Annotated in this window: 18 protein-coding genes; 15 read left to right on the top strand and 3 right to left on the bottom strand. The window is 71.8% G+C overall.

Features of this window, described 5'->3' with window-relative positions; translation table 11 throughout:
• The first annotated feature begins 79 nt into the window (after window positions 1-79).
• The 10 genes from ald to IE206_RS11145 all read left to right on the top strand — a co-directional run bounded on the left by ald (window position 80) and on the right by IE206_RS11145 (window position 9,797).
• Entirely contained in the window at window positions 80-1,195 is a 1,116-nt protein-coding gene (gene ald / locus IE206_RS11100; protein ID WP_189962313.1) for an alanine dehydrogenase, read from the top strand.
• A gap of 404 nt (window positions 1,196-1,599) precedes the next feature.
• Window positions 1,600-2,718 (top strand): ParA family protein, encoded by a 1,119-nt coding sequence (locus IE206_RS11105; RefSeq protein WP_053723364.1) that lies wholly within the window; start codon window positions 1,600-1,602, stop codon window positions 2,716-2,718.
• Window positions 2,703-3,248, top strand: a complete 546-nt coding sequence (locus IE206_RS11110; protein WP_189961940.1) for a hypothetical protein — start codon at window positions 2,703-2,705, stop codon at window positions 3,246-3,248. Before IE206_RS11105 ends, IE206_RS11110 begins: the two co-directional genes overlap by 16 nt.
• Before the next feature lie 54 nt (window positions 3,249-3,302).
• Window positions 3,303-4,358: a segregation and condensation protein A gene (locus IE206_RS11115; protein ID WP_189961941.1), complete on the top strand. Its 1,056-nt coding sequence runs from the start codon at window positions 3,303-3,305 to the stop codon at window positions 4,356-4,358.
• Window positions 4,355-4,975 carry an SMC-Scp complex subunit ScpB gene (gene scpB, locus IE206_RS11120; protein ID WP_053723367.1) on the top strand — a complete coding sequence of 207 codons (621 nt, stop codon included), beginning with the start codon at window positions 4,355-4,357 and terminating at the stop codon, window positions 4,973-4,975. The genes IE206_RS11115 and scpB overlap by 4 nt, the downstream gene beginning before the upstream one ends.
• A complete protein-coding gene (locus tag IE206_RS11125) occupies window positions 4,975-6,138 on the top strand; it encodes a pseudouridine synthase (protein ID WP_189961942.1) in 1,164 nt (387 codons plus the stop codon). Before scpB ends, IE206_RS11125 begins: the two co-directional genes overlap by 1 nt.
• A 197-nt stretch (window positions 6,139-6,335) precedes the next feature.
• Window positions 6,336-6,932 (top strand): nicotinamide riboside transporter PnuC, encoded by a 597-nt coding sequence (gene pnuC / locus IE206_RS11130; RefSeq protein WP_189961943.1) that lies wholly within the window; start codon window positions 6,336-6,338, stop codon window positions 6,930-6,932.
• The gene (locus IE206_RS11135; protein ID WP_189961944.1) at window positions 6,929-8,011 is read left to right on the top strand and encodes an AAA family ATPase; all 1,083 of its coding nucleotides are present in this window, start codon (window positions 6,929-6,931) and stop codon (window positions 8,009-8,011) included. The genes pnuC and IE206_RS11135 overlap by 4 nt, the downstream gene beginning before the upstream one ends.
• Window positions 8,008-8,787, top strand: coding sequence for an NUDIX hydrolase (locus tag IE206_RS11140; RefSeq protein WP_189961945.1), 780 nt, complete (start codon window positions 8,008-8,010; stop codon window positions 8,785-8,787). The genes IE206_RS11135 and IE206_RS11140 overlap by 4 nt, the downstream gene beginning before the upstream one ends.
• Window positions 8,784-9,797, top strand: coding sequence for an ADP-ribosylglycohydrolase family protein (locus IE206_RS11145; RefSeq protein ID WP_189961946.1), 1,014 nt, complete (start codon window positions 8,784-8,786; stop codon window positions 9,795-9,797). The genes IE206_RS11140 and IE206_RS11145 overlap by 4 nt, the downstream gene beginning before the upstream one ends.
• 7 nt (window positions 9,798-9,804) lie before the next feature.
• Here IE206_RS11145 and IE206_RS11150 read toward each other — a convergent pair whose 3' ends face one another.
• The 3 genes from IE206_RS11150 to IE206_RS11160 form a co-directional block, all read right to left on the bottom strand.
• On the bottom strand, window positions 9,805-10,539 hold the full coding sequence (locus IE206_RS11150; RefSeq protein WP_189961947.1) for a nucleotidyltransferase domain-containing protein: 735 nt from the start codon (window positions 10,537-10,539) through the stop codon (window positions 9,805-9,807).
• Window positions 10,540-10,556: 17 nt separating this feature from the next.
• A complete protein-coding gene (locus tag IE206_RS11155; protein WP_189961948.1) occupies window positions 10,557-11,045 on the bottom strand; it encodes a Rieske (2Fe-2S) protein in 489 nt (162 codons plus the stop codon).
• Window positions 11,046-11,266: 221 nt separating this feature from the next.
• A complete protein-coding gene (locus tag IE206_RS11160; RefSeq protein WP_189961949.1) occupies window positions 11,267-11,602 on the bottom strand; it encodes a DUF952 domain-containing protein in 336 nt (111 codons plus the stop codon).
• A gap of 237 nt (window positions 11,603-11,839) precedes the next feature.
• Here IE206_RS11160 and aroH point away from each other — a divergent pair, with 237 nt between their 5' ends.
• The 5 genes from aroH to der all read left to right on the top strand — a co-directional run bounded on the left by aroH (window position 11,840) and on the right by der (window position 16,252).
• Window positions 11,840-12,202, top strand: coding sequence for a chorismate mutase (gene aroH, locus IE206_RS11165; RefSeq protein WP_053723523.1), 363 nt, complete (start codon window positions 11,840-11,842; stop codon window positions 12,200-12,202).
• Window positions 12,199-13,284, top strand: a complete 1,086-nt coding sequence (locus tag IE206_RS11170) for a prephenate dehydrogenase (protein WP_189961950.1) — start codon at window positions 12,199-12,201, stop codon at window positions 13,282-13,284. The genes aroH and IE206_RS11170 overlap by 4 nt, the downstream gene beginning before the upstream one ends.
• Window positions 13,285-13,384: 100 nt before the next feature.
• Window positions 13,385-14,092, top strand: a complete 708-nt coding sequence (gene cmk, locus IE206_RS11175; protein ID WP_189961951.1) for a (d)CMP kinase — start codon at window positions 13,385-13,387, stop codon at window positions 14,090-14,092.
• Window positions 14,089-14,733, top strand: a complete 645-nt coding sequence (locus IE206_RS11180; RefSeq protein ID WP_189961952.1) for a lysophospholipid acyltransferase family protein — start codon at window positions 14,089-14,091, stop codon at window positions 14,731-14,733. The genes cmk and IE206_RS11180 overlap by 4 nt, the downstream gene beginning before the upstream one ends.
• A gap of 70 nt (window positions 14,734-14,803) precedes the next feature.
• The gene (gene der, locus IE206_RS11185) at window positions 14,804-16,252 is read left to right on the top strand and encodes a ribosome biogenesis GTPase Der (RefSeq protein ID WP_189961953.1); all 1,449 of its coding nucleotides are present in this window, start codon (window positions 14,804-14,806) and stop codon (window positions 16,250-16,252) included.
• Window positions 16,253-16,315: the final 63 nt, after the last annotated feature.

Raw genomic sequence — 16,315 nt, forward strand, 5'->3', positions numbered from 1 at the left:
GTGTCCCGGTGCGCCCGTGTGCGGCCGGGTATGTATCGCATTGCCCCCGTCTTCCCCTGAGTCAAGGACCGTGATCGACGTGAAGGTCGGTATCCCCCGCGAGGTCAAGAACAACGAGTTCCGGGTGGCCATCACCCCCGCCGGTGTGCACGAGCTCGTGCGCCACGGCCACCAGGTCTTCGTCGAGCAGAACGCCGGCGTCGGCTCCTCGATCACGGACGCCGAGTACGTCTCGGCCGGCGCGGAGATCCTCGCCACCGCTGACGAGGTCTGGGCCACCGCCGACCTGCTGCTGAAGGTCAAGGAGCCCATCGCGGAGGAGTACCACCGCCTCCGCAAGGACCAGACGCTCTTCACCTACCTGCACCTCGCCGCCTCCCGCGAGTGCACGGACGCCCTTCTGGAGTCCGGCACCACCGCGATCGCGTACGAGACCGTGGAGACGGCCAACCGCCAGCTGCCGCTGCTCGCCCCGATGTCCGAGGTCGCGGGCCGCTTGGCCCCGCAGGTCGGCGCCTACCACCTGATGCGCTCGGCCGGCGGCCGCGGCGTGCTGCCCGGCGGCGTCCCCGGCACCCACGCCGGCCGTGCCGTCGTCATCGGCGGCGGCGTCTCCGGCTGGAACGCGGCCCAGATCGCCGTCGGCATGGGCTTCCACGTGACCCTGCTCGACAAGGACATCAACAAGCTCCGCGAGGCCGACAAGATCTTCGGCACCAAGGTGCAGACGATCGTCTCCAACGCCTACGAGCTGGAGAAGGCCGTCATCGAGGCCGACCTCGTCATCGGCGCGGTGCTCATCCCCGGCGCCAAGGCACCGAAGCTGGTCACCAACGAGCTCGTCGCCAAGATGAAGCCCGGAAGTGTCCTTGTCGACATTGCGATCGACCAGGGCGGCTGCTTCGAGGACTCGCGTCCGACCACCCACGCCGAGCCGACCTTCATGGTCCACAACTCGGTCTTCTACTGCGTCGCCAACATGCCGGGCGCGGTGCCGAACACCTCCACCTACGCCCTCACCAACGCCACGCTGCCCTACATCGTGTCGCTGGCGAACAACGGCTGGGTCGAGGCGCTGCGCCGCGACGCCGCGCTCGCGCTCGGCCTCAACACCCATGACGGCCAGGTCGTTTACGGCCCGGTCGCCGAGGCCCACGGCCTCGACCAGGTCGAGCTGCACGCCCTGCTCGGCTAGTAAATCGCCGGTTCGTCAACGCGGACCGTCAACCTCGTACATCCGGCCGGACCTTGTCGACCAAGGTCCGGCCGGATGTGTATCGCGACACTTCCGCCCACCTGTGCCAGGCTCGCTCAACTCGCCTCGAACGTAACCCTTTAACCGTTTCGCGCACCGGTGAAACGCGCGTCTGAGTGCCCGTACGCCCTTGACAGAGTGGTGTTCGGTTGCCGACACATCGGGCCGGGTCCGGCGGATTGTGTTGCTGCGGACCGGTGACACGCCATAGAGTCGCCAACCGTCGGCATGGTGCCACGCTGACCTATCGATAAAGTTTCCTGGTCACGTCCAAGGAGGTAAGACGACTTGTGAATGAGTCGACATTTACTCCCGGAGGTGGTCAGTCAGGAATCCCTGCGGGGATGTCCGTACGGGGCCAGAGCCCTTCGGGGCCCGAGGCTGTCGGCTCCGTCGCGGTCCGCACCTTCGAAACCACCCAGCACATGACGACAGCCCCACGGATGATGGACGGCCTACACGTGAACGCCACGGCCGGCAACGAGAGCGGCCGGGAGACCGCCGCTCTCGCCGACTTTGACGAAGTGCCCCAGGGGCACTTCTACGACCCCGACGCCGAGTACGAGCCCGACCCCGAGTACGCGGCCACCCTCGCACCCGACGCTGCCCGCCAGCGCCGCGAGCGGATCGGCCCGACCGGACGGCCGCTGCCGTACTTCCCGATCCCGGGTCCGCTGACCGACCACGGTCCCGCGAAGATCATCGCGATGTGCAACCAGAAGGGCGGCGTGGGCAAGACGACGTCGACCATCAACCTGGGTGCCGCGCTCGCGGAGTACGGACGCCGCGTGCTGCTCGTCGACTTCGACCCGCAGGGTGCCCTGTCGGTCGGCCTCGGCGTGAACCCGATGGAACTCGACCTCACTGTCTACAACCTGCTCATGGAGCGGGGCATGTCGGCCGACGAGGTGCTGCTCAAGACCGCGGTCCCCAACATGGACCTGCTGCCGAGCAACATCGACCTGTCCGCCGCCGAGGTGCAGTTGGTGAGCGAGGTCGCGCGCGAGTCCACGCTCCAGCGGGCGCTGAAGCCGCTGATGCAGGACTACGACTACATCGTGATCGACTGTCAGCCCTCGCTCGGCCTGCTCACCGTCAACGCCCTGACGGCGGCTCACAAGGTGATCGTGCCGCTGGAGTGCGAGTTCTTCGCGCTGCGCGGTGTCGCGCTGCTCACCGAGACGATCGAGAAGGTGCAGGAACGCCTCAACCCCGACCTGGAGTTGGACGGCATCCTCGCCACCATGTACGACTCCCGCACGGTGCACAGCCGGGAGGTCCTGGCCCGCGTGGTCGAGGCCTTCGACGACCACGTCTACCACACGGTCATCGGCCGGACCGTGCGCTTCCCGGAGACCACGGTCGCCGGTGAGCCGATCACGACGTACGCCTCCAACTCCGTCGGCGCGGCCGCCTACCGTCAGCTCGCCAGGGAGGTGCTCGCCCGGTGTCACGCCGAGTGAGTCTGCCCGGGGCCGACGAACTGTTCCGTACGACCGGGGGGATGGCGCTCTCGCCGTCCGCCCCGAGGCGCGGGGCCAACGGCGAGGCGAGGGTGCCGGCTCCGGCGGGCGAGAGCGAGCCCGTCGCGGACGTGCCCGCGCCCGAGGCGGAGCACACCGCAGCCGAGGAGGACTCCGGCTCGGCCGAACCGCGCAGCCGGGGCGCCGCCGATGCGGAGACCGCCAAGGCCCGGCGCACGCCCGCACAGGGCGGCTCCTCCTCCGGCTCCGGCACTGCCCAGCAGCGGCGCCGCCAGCGGGCGGCCAACCGGCGGCCCAGCGGGCGCGAGCGGCACGACGAGAAGATCACCGTGTACGTCTCCGCGGAGGAGCTCATGGACCTGGAGCATGCGCGCCTGGTCCTGCGGGGGGAGCACGGGCTCGCGGTCGACCGCGGGCGCATCGTCCGCGAGGCCGTCGCCGTCGTCCTCGCGGACCTGGAGTCGCGGGGCGACGCGAGCATCCTCGTACGGCGTCTTCGGGGGCGGTAGCCGTTAGCCTGCGGCGGAGCCGCTCCGCCCGCCTCTCCACCCCCTGGACCACTCTTGCCGACTGCTGACGAGCCCCCTGCCCCCGCTGCGCGTGCGGGGCGCCGTGCGCTGGGTCGGGGGCCGGGGGGTTCTCTCCCCGCCCCGCCCCTTCCCGCTGTGACACCCGGCGGCTCCGCCGCGGGCCTCGGGGAGGATTCGCCGGCTGCGGGTCCGTGGTCGCCAGGGACTCCGCCGCCGGACCCCCGCTCCTCAAATGCCCCGGAGGCCGGGGCCGGCCCTGAGCAACCCCCCAGTGAGCCCGAGCCCTCCGACGGGCGGTTCACCGTTCGGCTTGCCAACTTCGAAGGGCCCTTCGACCTTCTGCTTCAGCTGATCTCCAAGCACAAGATGGACGTCACCGAGGTCGCCCTGTCCAAGGTCACCGACGAGTTCATGGCGCACATCAGGGGCATGGGGCCCGACTGGGACCTGGATCAGACCACCGAGTTCCTCGTGGTCGCCGCCACCCTGCTCGACCTCAAGGCCGCCCGGCTGCTGCCCGCCGCCGAGGTGGAGGACGAGGCCGATCTCGCGCTTCTGGAGGCGCGGGACCTGCTGTTCGCGCGGCTGCTGCAGTACCGGGCGTACAAGCGGATCGCCGACATCTTCAGTGAGCGGCTGGACGGGGAGGCGCGCCGCTACCCCCGTACCGTCGGCCTGGAGGCGCATCTCGCCGAGCTCCTGCCCGAGGTCGTCATCAGCATCGGTGCCGAGGGATTCGCCAAGCTGGCCGTGAAGGCCATGCAGCCCAGGGCGAAGCCGCAGGTGTACGTCGATCACATCCATGCCCCGCTGGTGTCCGTGCGGGAGCAGGCCGAGATCGTGGTGGCCCGGCTGCGGGAGACCGGAGAGGTCAGCTTCCGGGTGCTGGCCGAGGACGCGCCGGACACCCTCACCGTGGTCGCCCGGTTCCTGGCCCTCCTGGAGCTGTACCGCGAGAAGGCCGTGGTCCTGGACCAGGACGAGGCGCTGGGGGAGCTGATGGTGCGCTGGAGCGGCGGGGAGGGCGACGGGGCGCCGGCGGTGACCGACGAGTTCGACCAAGTGGTGACGGAGGAGGAGAACGCGTGACGGAGGAGCTGGAGCTGAAACCCGCCCTGGAAGCCGTCCTCATGGTCGTCGACGAGCCCGCCACCGAGGAGCACCTCGCGAAGGTTCTGGAACGGCCCAGGCGGGCCGTGGCGGACGCCCTGCGGGAGCTGGCCGACGAGTACACCGTCCAGGGCCGCGGATTCGAGCTGAGGCTCGTGGCGGGCGGCTGGCGGTTCTACAGCCGGGCCGCCTACGCCGACGCCGTCGAGGGCTTCGTCCTGGACGGCCAGCAGGCCCGGCTCACCCAGGCGGCCCTGGAGACCCTGGCGGTCGTCGCGTACCGCCAGCCGGTGAGCCGCTCGCGGGTCTCCGCGGTGCGCGGAGTGAACTGTGACGGGGTCATGCGGACCCTGCTCCAGCGGGGTCTGGTCGACGAGGCGGGCACGGAACCCGAAACAGGTGCGATCCTGTACAGGACGACGAACTACTTTCTGGAGCGGATGGGCCTGCGCGGCCTGGACGAGCTCCCGGAGCTCGCGCCCTTCCTCCCCGAGGCGGACGCGATCGAGGCCGAGACGCTGGAGGGTGTGCCGTCGTTCGATCCGGACGCGCCCGACGCGCCGGAAACCCCCGCAGACGACAAGACGGAAATGTGATGCGAAGCAGCAGCGGCAGGAACAGCAGCGGAAACAACGGCGGGAGCCGTGGTGGCAACAGCGGCGGCCGCGGCAGCAGCAGTGGTGGCGGTGGCCGGGGCGGCAACCGCGGCGCCGGTGGCGGGCGCGACGACCAGCGCAAGAGCGGCGGCCCGCGCCAGAGCGGCAGCGGCAAGACCCCCCGTCCCCGCCCCGAGGAGCGCACCTACGACGTGGGCGGCGACGCCCCCCGCGGCGGTCGCGGCGCTTCCGCGCGCGGAGGCGCCAAGGGTGGCCCGAAGGCGCCCCAGGGCGGTACCCCGGTGCGCCGCGGCCCGCACGGCCAGCGCCTGGGCCAGGCCCGCCCGCGCGAGCTCGACGCCAAGATCGAGCAGCGCAACCGTGACCGGTACGCCGACAAGCCGGACGTGAAGACCCCCAAGACCTTCCCGGGCGCCGAGCAGGAGGGCGAGCGGCTGCAGAAGGTCCTCGCCCGGGCCGGCATGGGCTCGCGCCGCGCCTGCGAGGAGCTGATCGAGCAGGCCCGCGTCGAGGTCAACGGCGAGATCGTGCTCGAACAGGGCAAGCGTGTCGACCCCGAGAAGGACGAGATCAAGGTGGACGGCCTGACCGTCGCCACCCAGTCGTACCTGTTCTTCGCGCTGAACAAGCCGGCCGGCGTCGTCTCCACCATGGAGGACCCGGACGGCCGCCAGTGCCTCGGTGACTACGTCACCAACCGCGAGACCCGGCTCTTCCACGTCGGCCGGCTCGACACCGAGACCGAGGGCATCATCCTGCTCACCAACCACGGCGAGCTGGCCCACCGTCTGACCCACCCCAAGTACGGCGTGAAGAAGACCTACCTGGCCGCCATCACGGGCCCGCTGCCGCGCGAGATCGGCAAGCGCCTCAAGGAGGGCATCCAGCTGGAGGACGGCTACGCGCGGGCCGACGCCTTCCGCGTCGTCCAGCAGACCGGCAAGAACTACCTCGTCGAGATCGAGCTCCACGAGGGCCGCAAGCACATCGTGCGCCGCATGATGGCCGAGGCCGGCTTCCCGGTCGAGAAGCTGGTGCGGGTCTCCTTCGGCCCGATCGGGCTCGGCGACCAGAAGTCCGGCTGGCTGCGCCGCCTCACCAACACCGAGGTCGGCATGCTGATGCGCGAGGTCGACCTCTAGACACCGCCAACACCCGCTGACAGAGCCCGGTTTCCCGTTTCGTACGGGGAGCCGGGCTCTTTCGTTGCGTGCGCCCCCGAAACCTCGTGAGGCCGCAAACCCTGTGAGGCTGCAAACCCTGTGCGCCCGCCCGAACAGCCTTGTGCGGTCGGCCCGAACGCCTTTATAGTCAGAGTGACCATTAAGGGGGTACGGGCGTGAGCCTCACCTGGACCGAGATCCTCGGCTTCGCGACCGGCGCGCTGTGTGTCTGGCTGGTGGCCCGGCAGCACATCGCCAACTGGCCGGTGGGACTCGCCAACAACGTGTTCTTCATCGTGCTGTTCCTCCAGGCGGGCCTGTACGCGGACGCCGGACTCCAAGTCGTCTTCATCGCCCTCGCCGTGTACGGCTGGTGGACCTGGGCCCACGGGGGTGGATCAGGTTCCGGCGCGCTTCCGGTCCGGCGGACGACCCGCACCGAGTGGCTGTGGCTGCTCGCGGCGGGGGCGGTGGGGACCGTCGCGCTCACCTTCCTGCTGGGCGCGGCCACCGATTCGACCGTCCCGTTCTGGGACGCGCTCACCACCGCCCTTTCCCTGACGGCGACGTACGGGCAGTGCAAGAAGCTCGTCGAGTCCTGGTGGCTGTGGATCGCGGCGGACGTGGTCTACATCCCGCTCTACGCCTACAAGGAGCTCTGTCTGACCTCGCTCCTGTACGCCGGGTTCCTGACGCTGTGCCTGGTCGGACTGCGCGGCTGGCGGCGCGAGCTCGGCGCGCGCCCGGCCCGGCTCGCGGAGGTGGCGGCATGAAGGCCCACGGACACGGCCTGGTCCTCGGCAAGTTCTATCCGCCGCACGCCGGCCACCACCACCTCGTCCGCACCGCCGCCGACCGCTGCGAGCGGCTCACCGTGCTGGTGTGCGCGGCCTCCGTCGAGACGATTCCGCTGGCCGAGCGGGTCCAGTGGATGCGCGAGGTACACCCGGACGCCCGGGTCCTGGGAGCCGTCGACGACATCGAGATGGACCTCAACGACCCCGGCATATGGGACGCTCACATGGCCGTCTTCCGGGGCGCCGTGCCCGAGCGCGTCGACGCGGTCTTCACCTCCGAGTCGTACGGCGACGAACTCGCCCGGCGCTTCGGCGCCGAGCACGTCCTCGTCGACCTCGACCGCACCCTGTTCCCCGTCTCCGGCACGGCCGTGCGCAAGGACCCGGTGGGCACCTGGGACTTCCTCGCGGAGCCGGTACGGGCCCGGCTCGCCCGGCGCGTGGTCGTGCTCGGCGCCGAGTCGACCGGCACCACCACCATGGCCCGCGCGCTCGCCGGGCATTACCGGGAGCGCGGCGGCCCCTGGGCGGGCACCCGGTGGGTCGAGGAGTACGGGCGCGAGTACAGCGAGGGCAAGCTCGCCGCCCTGCGCTCCCGCTACCCGCAGGCGCAGTGGGAGGACGTCGAGTTCGGCTCGGACGAGTTCCCGGTGATCGCCGAGCGGCAGAACGAGCGCGAGAACACCGCCGCCGGGCTCGGCTCGCCCGTGCTGTTCTGCGATACCGACTCCTTCGCCACCACCGTGTGGCACGAGCGCTACATGGGCCGCCGCAACCCGCGCGTCGAAGCCGCCGCCGAACGGGCCGCCGCCCACCACCTGTGGCTGCTCACCGACCACGAGGGCGTGCCCTTCGAGGACGACGGGCTGCGCGACGGCGAGGAGCTGCGGCCCTGGATGACCGACCGGTTCCGGGCCGAACTGACCCGTTCCGGGCGGGAGTTCATCGAATTGCGCGGCCCGCACGAGGAGCGGCTGGCCACCGCCGTCGCCGCCGTCGACGCGCTGCTCGACCGGGGCTGGGACCTCGGCGACCCGCTGCCGGAGCGACGATGACCGCCGTCGGCCCCCGGGCCCTGGAGGGGGGCGCCCGGGGGCCGGCGGGAAACGTGCCCGAGGGGTACGACCCGCACGCCTTCGAACCGTTCGCCGTCACCGTCGACCTCGCCGTCTTCACGGTCCGGGGCGGCGCCCTGCACGCGCTGCTCATCCGGCGCGGCCAGGAGCCGTACGCGGGGGCGTGGGCGCTGCCCGGCGGGTTCGTGCTGCCGCGCGAGTCCGCCGAGCTCGCGGCCCGGCGCGAACTGGCCGAGGAGACCGGCCTGCCCGACGACGTCGTGGCCGGGCTGCACCTGGAACAGCTGCGCACCTACAGCGAGCCGGACCGCGACCCCCGCATGCGGGTCGTGTCGGTGGCCTACACCGCGCTCGTGCCCGACCTGCCCGAACCTCGCGGCGGAGGCGACGCGGCGCACGCCGAGTGGATCGCCTTCGGCACCAGCGGACAGCTCGCCTTCGACCACGCCGACATCCTCGCCGACGCCCGCGAACGCGTCGGCGCCAAGCTCGAATACACCTGCCTCGCCACGTCGTTCTGCCCGCCCGAGTTCACCCTCGGCGAGCTGCGACAGGTCTACGAGACGGTCTGGGGCACCGCCCTGGACCGCCCCAACTTCCGCCGCAAGGTCCTTGCCACGCCCGGCTTCGTCGAGCAGGTGGCAGGCGCCTCGCGGCTGACCGGCGGCCGGGGCAAACCGGCCGCGCTCTACCGGGCGGGTCCGGCCACCGCGCTGCATCCGCCCCTTCTGCGCCCGGAGGGACGACAGTCATGAACCGTGCTGCGAAACAGACGGCGACCGGTGCCTTGATCGGCCTCGCGCTGGGGGATGCCCTCGGCTTCCCGACCGAGTTCAGCGATGTGCCCGCGATCCTGGCCAAGTGCGGGCCGTGGCGTGAGATGGCGCTGCCCAGCCCCGCGTTCGTCACCGACGACACCCAGATGACGCTCGCGCTCGGCCGCGGCATCCGTACCGCCATGGACCGCGGGCTGCTCGGCCCGGACCGGCTCGAAGGCCCGGTCCGCGCGGAGTTCGTCGACTGGTACCACTCGCCCGAGAACAACCGGGCCCCCGGCCGGACCTGCCTGGTGGCGTGCGCGAAGCTCGACAGCGGGCTGCCCTGGCAGCAGGCCGTCCAGCTCGGCTCCAAGGGCTGCGGCGCCAACATGCGGGTCGCCCCGATCGGGCTCGTTCCGGGTCTGAGCGAGGAACAGCGGGCGGGCGCCGCCCAGTTGCAGTCCGCACTCACCCACGGCCACCCGACCGCACTCGCCGCCAGCGACCTCACCGCGCGGGCGGTGTTCCTGCTCGCCCAGGGCGCCGACCCGATGGGCCTGGTCGGCCAGCTGCGCTCGTACGCGTACGAGAACCGCAACCGGTACCACGACCGCTGGCTCGGCGACCTGTGGACGCTTGCGCAGGACCCGACGCCCGGCCACTTCATCGCGCGCGGCTGGGACGACTGCCTGGACGCGCTCGACCGGGTGCTCAAGGCGCTGCGCAACCCCTCGCCCGAGACCGACCCCTGTCTGGAGACCGGCGACGGCTGGATCGCCGAGGAGGCCTTCGCCACGGGCCTGCTCTGCTTCCTGCTGTTCCCCGACGAACCGCTCACGGCGCTCCGCCGGGCCGCCTGCACCCAGGGCGACTCGGACTCCATCGCCTGCCTGGCCGGCGCGTTCGCCGGCGCCCACCTGGGAGCCGCGGCCTGGCCCAAGGAGTGGGCCGAACGCATCGAGTACCGCAGCGAACTCCTGACCCTGGGGGCCCTCTGGGATGCCTGAGCCCCTGCTACTGCCCGCCGCCGGGCACGACGCGCTGCACGACTTCGTCGTACGCGTCCGCCGTCAGGGCTGAGTCGCGGCGCACCCGGAACAGGAACTCCGCCACCCGGGCCCGGTCGGGCTCGGGTGGCAGGGGAGTGGCCGTGGCCGCCTCGTCGGACTCGGTGGCCAGGCGGGTCATCCAGGACTCCACCTCCGGCCAGGAGAACTCGCCCCGCCTGACCGCGAGCAGCCGCTCGCGCTCGGCGCCGACGTCGATGGTGAGCTCGCCGGTGCGCAGCAGATCGCGGCAGCTCGTCAGCAGCCGCAGCAGATGCATGGCGTGCTTCCACCGCGGCGCGCCGTGCTGCCGCACATCCGCGTCGAGCTTCTTGCGCTGGCCCAGCGCGTACCGGGCGAACGTCACGTGGGCCTGACGGGAGAGGAACGCGCCGCGCAGGGCCAGGAGTTCCCGCCCGGTGTCGTCGATGTGCTCGACGAGCGGGGAGTGCAGGCACTCCAGGGTGGTCGGATTGGCGCGCAGGGCCAGCTCGCAGAACCGCTCCAGCTCCCAGCTGAACTGTTCGTCCGCCGGGCCCTCGACATGTGTCGGGGGCTTGTCGAAGCGCCAGAACAGCGGGGTCGGCGCCAGATAGATCCCGCGCACGTCGGTGTCGCTGCCTTCGGTCGCGAGACCGAAGGCGCGCGAGCCCATGACGCAGGAGTAGACGGTGTGGCCGGCAACGAGTTCCTCTGGCGTCATGGCTTCATGGTCGCTGGTCAGGGCAGCATGATCGAACCGTTTTCGACGGTGATCTGCTGTGCGGGCAGCGGGCGCTGGGCGGGCCCGTTGGCCACCGAGGCGTCCGCGATCCGGTACTTGCTGCCGTGGCAGGGGCAGTTGATGGTGCCTCCGGACACGCTGGAGAGCGTGCAGCCCTGGTGGGTGCAGATCGCCGAGAAGCCCTTGAAGGTGCCGGCCTCCGGCTGGGTGACGACGACCTTCTGCTCCGCGAAGACCATGCCTCCGCCGACCGGGATGTCCGAGGTCTTGGCGAGTACCTTGCCGCCCTGGGCGGGCTGGCTCGCCTGGGCGGCGGCGGTCGTGGGCGGGCTCGGCCGGCCCGGGGTGGCGGAACCGGTGACCGTCGGAGGCGGCGTCGGACTTCCGCCGCCGTCCCCGGAGTCCGAACAGCCCGCCAGGGCCGCCGCTCCGGCCGCTCCCGCCGCCGCCACGAGTACCGTCCTGCGGCTGTTGGCTGCGTCCATCGTGTGCTCCTCAAGTCGTCACGCCGAATGTGAAGCCGTCACGCCGGACGTCCAGGGTCGTCAGGCCGTCCGTCCGGAAGGTTTTCTTCCGCCCCACCGGAAGCACGCGCGGCAGGAGCATCCTGGCGTCGAATGACCCCGGGACGAAGCACCGACGACCCGGAGTCCCGGCGCGTACTCGCCCAATCCCTCCATCCGGGCGGGGAACAGGCCCGCCGGGGTCACATCCGGGGCGTGAGGCCCAGCGCGCGCCCCTCGGCGTCCCGGCGCACTGCGAGGACCTCCGTCACGGCCGCCCGCTCGACGGGCCCGTACACATGCGGGAACAGGACGTCCCCGGTGCCCTCCCAGCGGACCTCCGCGGCCAGCGCCGATTCGTCGATGCGCAGGACCAGGAGCGGGCCGGGCACCTCGCGGTAGTGGGCGTCGGCGATGGACAGCGCGGAGGCCTCGTCGGCCGAGCAGTGCACGAAGCCCTCGGCGGCCAGCGAGGGCGGGGCGTAGGGCAGGCCGGGGGCGGCCGACCACTCGTCCAGGGGAACCACGTGCAGGATCATCCGTCGGTTCTACCGCAGACCCGCCCCGAACGGCTCCCCGGGACGCCGTTCGCCCAAGTGGCGGAGCCGAACCGATGAGGTCCCCGGACGGCCCGACCCGGGAGCGGAACCTGTGGCGCGGACGGCACGCGGCGGCCGTCCCCGTCTCGCAGGGCGGCCGCGGCCTCCGCGATGTCGGTGGCGCTGACTACGCTGAACGGGAACGAAGATCGAAGGCCGAAGTCCGAGGAGTACGTCGTGGCGGTACGAGCGGTCCGCGGGGCCGTCCAGCTTGAGCGGGACGAGGCCGGGCACATGGACGAGCAGGTCGGCGCGCTGCTCACCGAGATCCTGGAGCGCAACGGGCTGACTCCGGACGACCTCATCAGCATCTGGTTCACCGCCACCCCGGATCTGCACAGCGACTTCCCGGCCGCCGCCGCGCGCCAGCTGGGCATCACCGACGTACCCCTGATCTGCGCGCAGGAGCTCGACATAGCCGGCGCCATGCCCCGCGTGGTGCGGATCCTCGCGCACGTCGAGACCTACCTCGACAAGGCCGAGATCGCCCATGTCTACCTCGGCTCCGCCGCCGCCCTGCGCAAGGACATCGCCCAGTGAGAACCGCACTCGTCATCGGTACCGGCCTGATCGGCACCTCCGCCGCCCTGGCCCTCGCGAGCCGCGGGATCACCGTGCACCTCGCCGACCACGACCCGGGCCAGGCCCGCACCGCCGCCGCCCTCGGCGCCGGCACGGACGAGCCGCCCGAGGGCCGGGTCGACCTCGCCGTCGTGGCCGTGCCGCCTGCGCACGTGGCGGAGACCCTGGCCGGGGCGATCCGGGGCGGGATCGCCCGCGCGTACATCGACGTGGCCAGCGTCAAGGGCGGCCCGCGCCGCGAGCTGCTCGCCCTTGGCTGCGACCTGAGCGCGTACATCGGCACCCACCCCATGGCGGGCAAGGAGCGCTCGGGCCCGCTCGCCGCCACCGCCGACCTCTTCGAGGGCCGGCCCTGGGTGCTCACGCCGACCCGGGACACCGACACCGAGGTGCTCAACCTGGCGCTCGAACTGGTCGCGCTCTGCCGCGCCGTGCCGGTCGTCATGGACGCCGACGCCCACGACCGGGCCGTGGCCCTGGTCTCGCACACCCCGCAGCTGGTCTCCTCCATGGTCGCCGCCCGCCTCGAAGAGGCCGACGAGACGGCGGTACGGCTGTGCGGCCAGGGCATTCGGGACGTGACCCGCATCGCGGCCTCCGACCCCGGCATGTGGGTCGAGATCCTCTCCGCCAACCCGGGCCCGGTCGCCGACGTCCTGTCCGGGATCGCCGCCGACCTCGACGAGACGGTGCGCGCCCTGCGCTCCCTGGAGTCCGCAGACGAGGACAAGCGGCGCGGCGGCGCCGCCGGCATCGAGGACGTGCTGCGCCGCGGCAACGCGGGCCGCGTCAGGGTGCCGGGCAAGCACGGCGCGGCGCCCGCCACGTACGAGATCGTCGCCGTGCTCCTGAGCGACGAGCCGGGCGGTCTCGCGCGGCTGTTCGCGGACGCGGGCCGGGCCGGGGTCAACATCGAGGACGTCCGCATCGAGCACGCCACCGGCCAGCAGGCGGGTCTGGTCCAGCTCATGGTCGAGCCGGCCGCGGCCCCCGGCCTGACCGCTGCGCTGCGGGAGCGGGGCTGGTCGATCCGGCAGTGAGGCGGTGGGGCACCCGGGCGGGACGGGGGGCTCGCACGAGCCAGTAACCTTGTAGGGGGCGGATTTGCGCCCCGAGCAAACCCCGCCCCGTACCAGGAAGGTGTCCGTCACCGTGGAAAGCGCCGCCCGGACCGCTCCGGCAGCAGTGATTGTCGCCATCGACGGCCCCTCCGGCACCGGCAAGTCCAGCACCTCCAAGGCGGTCGCCGCCAAGCTGGGGCTGAGCTATCTGGACACCGGAGCCCAGTACCGGGCGATCACCTGGTGGATGATCAGCAACGGGATCGACATCGACGACCCGGCGGAGATCGCCGTCGCGGCCGCCAAGCCCGTGATCGTCTCCGGTACCGACCCGTCGGCGCCGACCATCACCGTGGACGGCGAGGACGCCTCCGGGCCGATCCGCACCCAGGACGTCACGTCCAAGGTGAGCGCGGTCAGCGCCGTCCCCGAGGTGCGGGCCCTGATCACCCAGCTCCAGCGCGACATCGCGGCGGGCGCCGGACAGGGCATCGTGGTCGAGGGCCGTGACATCGGCACGACCGTGCTGCCCGACGCCGACCTGAAGGTGTTCCTCACCGCCTCCCCCGAGGCGCGCGCGGCCCGCCGCAGCGGCGAGATCAAGGGTTCCGACGTGGCGGCCACCCAGGCAGCCCTGATCAAGCGGGACGCGGCGGACTCCGGCCGCAAGACCTCCCCGCTGGCCAAGGCCGACGACGCGGTCGAGGTGGACACCACCGAGCTCACCCTGGACCAGGTCATCGAGTGCGTGGTCACCCTCATCGAGGAGAAGCAGGCCACCAAGTGACGGCTCCCACGGAGCGTGGCGCCGAGATCGGGCGCCGGATCGGTGTCGGCCTGATGTACGGGCTGTGGAAGCCGCGGGTGCTCGGCGCCTGGCGGGTTCCGGCGAGCGGTCCGGTGATCCTCGCCGTCAACCACTCCCACAACATCGACGGCCCGATGGTCATGGGCACCGCCCCGCGCGGAACCCATTTCCTGATCAAGAAGGAAGCCTTCGTCGGGCCGCTCGGCCGGTTCCTCGAAGGCATCGGCCAGCTCAAGGTGGACCGGGCGGTCGCCGACCGCACCGCGATCACCGACGCGCTGGCCGTGCTCGACCAGGGCGGCGTCCTCGGGATCTTCCCCGAGGGCACCCGGGGCGACGGCGACTTCGCCTCGCTGCGGGCCGGCCTCGCCTACTTCGCCGTACGGTCGGGGGCGCCCATCGTCCCGGTCGCGGTGCTGGGAAGCACCGAGCGCCGCGGACGGTTGATAAAGGGGCTGCCGCCGCTGCGCAGCCGGGTGGACGTCGTCTTCGGGGACGCCTTCGAAGCGGGCGACGGCAGCGGAAGGCGCACCCGCAAAGCCCTGGACGAGGCCACCGTCCGCATCCAGGACCGGCTCACCGGCCACCTGGAGAACGCCAGGCGCCTGACCGGGCGCTAGGCCAGACTTTCAGTAGTGGACCGCCCGATCGCGATCCACCGATCACCACGATGAACGAGGTACGGACTTCATGAACGACCAGCACGAACACGGAGCGCTCGGCGACGCCGAGTACGCGGAGTTCATGGAGCTCGCCGCCGAAGAGGGCTTCGACGTCGAGGATGTCGAGGCCGCCATCGACGAGGCCGGCCACGGCCCGCTGCCGGCCCTCGCCGTCGTCGGCCGCCCGAACGTCGGCAAGTCGACCCTGGTGAACCGCATCATCGGCCGCCGCGAGGCCGTCGTCCAGGACAAGCCCGGCGTCACCCGTGACCGCGTCACCTACGAGGCCGAGTGGGCCGGCCGCCGCTTCAAGGTCGTCGACACCGGCGGCTGGGAGCAGGACGTCCTCGGCCTCGACGCCTCCGTCGCCGCCCAGGCCGAGTTCGCCATCGAGGCCGCCGACGCCGTCGTCTTCGTCGTCGATGCCACCGTGGGAGCCACCGACACCGACGAGGCCGTCGTCAAGCTCCTTCGCCGGGCCGGTAAGCCCGTCGTGCTCGCCGCGAACAAGGTCGACGGCATGTCCGGCGAGTCCGACGCCGCCGTCCTGTGGTCGCTCGGCCTCGGCGAGCCCTTCCCGATCTCCGCGCTGCACGGCCGCGGCACCGGCGACCTGCTCGACGAGATCCTCAAGGCGCTGCCCGAGGCCCCGCCGCAGCGCTTCGGCACCGCGGGGGGCGGCCCGCGCCGCATCGCCCTCATCGGCCGTCCGAACGTCGGCAAGTCCTCGCTCCTGAACCAGGTCGCGAAGGAGGAGCGGGTCGTCGTCAACGAGCTGTCCGGCACCACCCGCGACCCGGTCGACGAGCTCATCGAACTCGGCGGAATCACCTGGAAGTTCGTCGACACGGCGGGCATCCGCCGCCGCGTCCACCTCCAGGAGGGCGCCGACTACTACGCCTCGCTGCGGACCGCCGCCGCCGTCGAGAAGGCGGAGGTCGCGGTCGTCCTCATCGACACCAGCGAGTCGATCTCCGTGCAGGACCAGCGGATCATCACGATGGCCGTCGAGGCCGGGCGCGCGCTGGTCATCGCGTACAACAAGTGGGACACGCTCGACGAGGAGCGGCGCTACTACCTGGAGCGCGAGATCGAGACCGAGATGCAGCAGGTCGCCTGGGCGCCCCGGGTCAACGTCTCCGCGCTGACCGGCCGCCACATGGAGAAGCTGGTCCCGGCGATCGAGACGGCGCTCGCGGGCTGGGAGACCCGGATCCCGACCGGGCGTCTGAACGCCTTCCTCGGCGAGCTCGTGGCCGGTCACCCGCACCCGATCCGCGGCGGTAAGCAGCCGCGCATCCTGTTCGGTACGCAGGCGGGCACCAAGCCGCCCCGGTTCGTGCTCTTCGCCTCCGGCTTCATCGAGGCCGGCTACCGGCGCTTCATCGAGCGCCGGCTGCGCGAGGAGTTCGGCTTCGAGGGCACCCCGATCCACATCTCGGTGCGGGTGCGCGAGAAGCGCGGCCGTAAGAAGTGACCCCCTTGCGGGAGCGGGCCCTTCGCGAGGAGGGCTAGGGCCTGTCCGGTGGATCTGGTCGCC

The sequence above is a fragment of the Streptomyces violascens genome (assembly GCF_014649955.1).
GTDB lineage: Bacteria > Actinomycetota > Actinomycetes > Streptomycetales > Streptomycetaceae > Streptomyces > Streptomyces violascens.

What these genes read in the sequence shown, in the direction of transcription:
- IE206_RS11105 (WP_053723364.1), top strand. Translation starts at nt 1,600, where the DNA reads ATGTCCGTACGGGGCCAGAGCCCTTCGGGGCCCGAGGCTGTCGGCTCC.
- IE206_RS11125 (WP_189961942.1), top strand. Translation starts at nt 4,975, where the DNA reads ATGCGAAGCAGCAGCGGCAGGAACAGCAGCGGAAACAACGGCGGGAGC.
- IE206_RS11135 (WP_189961944.1), top strand. Translation starts at nt 6,929, where the DNA reads ATGAAGGCCCACGGACACGGCCTGGTCCTCGGCAAGTTCTATCCGCCG.
- IE206_RS11140 (WP_189961945.1), top strand. Translation starts at nt 8,008, where the DNA reads ATGACCGCCGTCGGCCCCCGGGCCCTGGAGGGGGGCGCCCGGGGGCCG.
- IE206_RS11145 (WP_189961946.1), top strand. Translation starts at nt 8,784, where the DNA reads ATGAACCGTGCTGCGAAACAGACGGCGACCGGTGCCTTGATCGGCCTC.
- IE206_RS11150 (WP_189961947.1), bottom strand. Translation starts at nt 10,539, where the DNA reads ATGACGCCAGAGGAACTCGTTGCCGGCCACACCGTCTACTCCTGCGTC.
- IE206_RS11155 (WP_189961948.1), bottom strand. Translation starts at nt 11,045, where the DNA reads ATGGACGCAGCCAACAGCCGCAGGACGGTACTCGTGGCGGCGGCGGGA.
- IE206_RS11160 (WP_189961949.1), bottom strand. Translation starts at nt 11,602, where the DNA reads ATGATCCTGCACGTGGTTCCCCTGGACGAGTGGTCGGCCGCCCCCGGC.
- der (WP_189961953.1), top strand. Translation starts at nt 14,804, where the DNA reads ATGAACGACCAGCACGAACACGGAGCGCTCGGCGACGCCGAGTACGCG.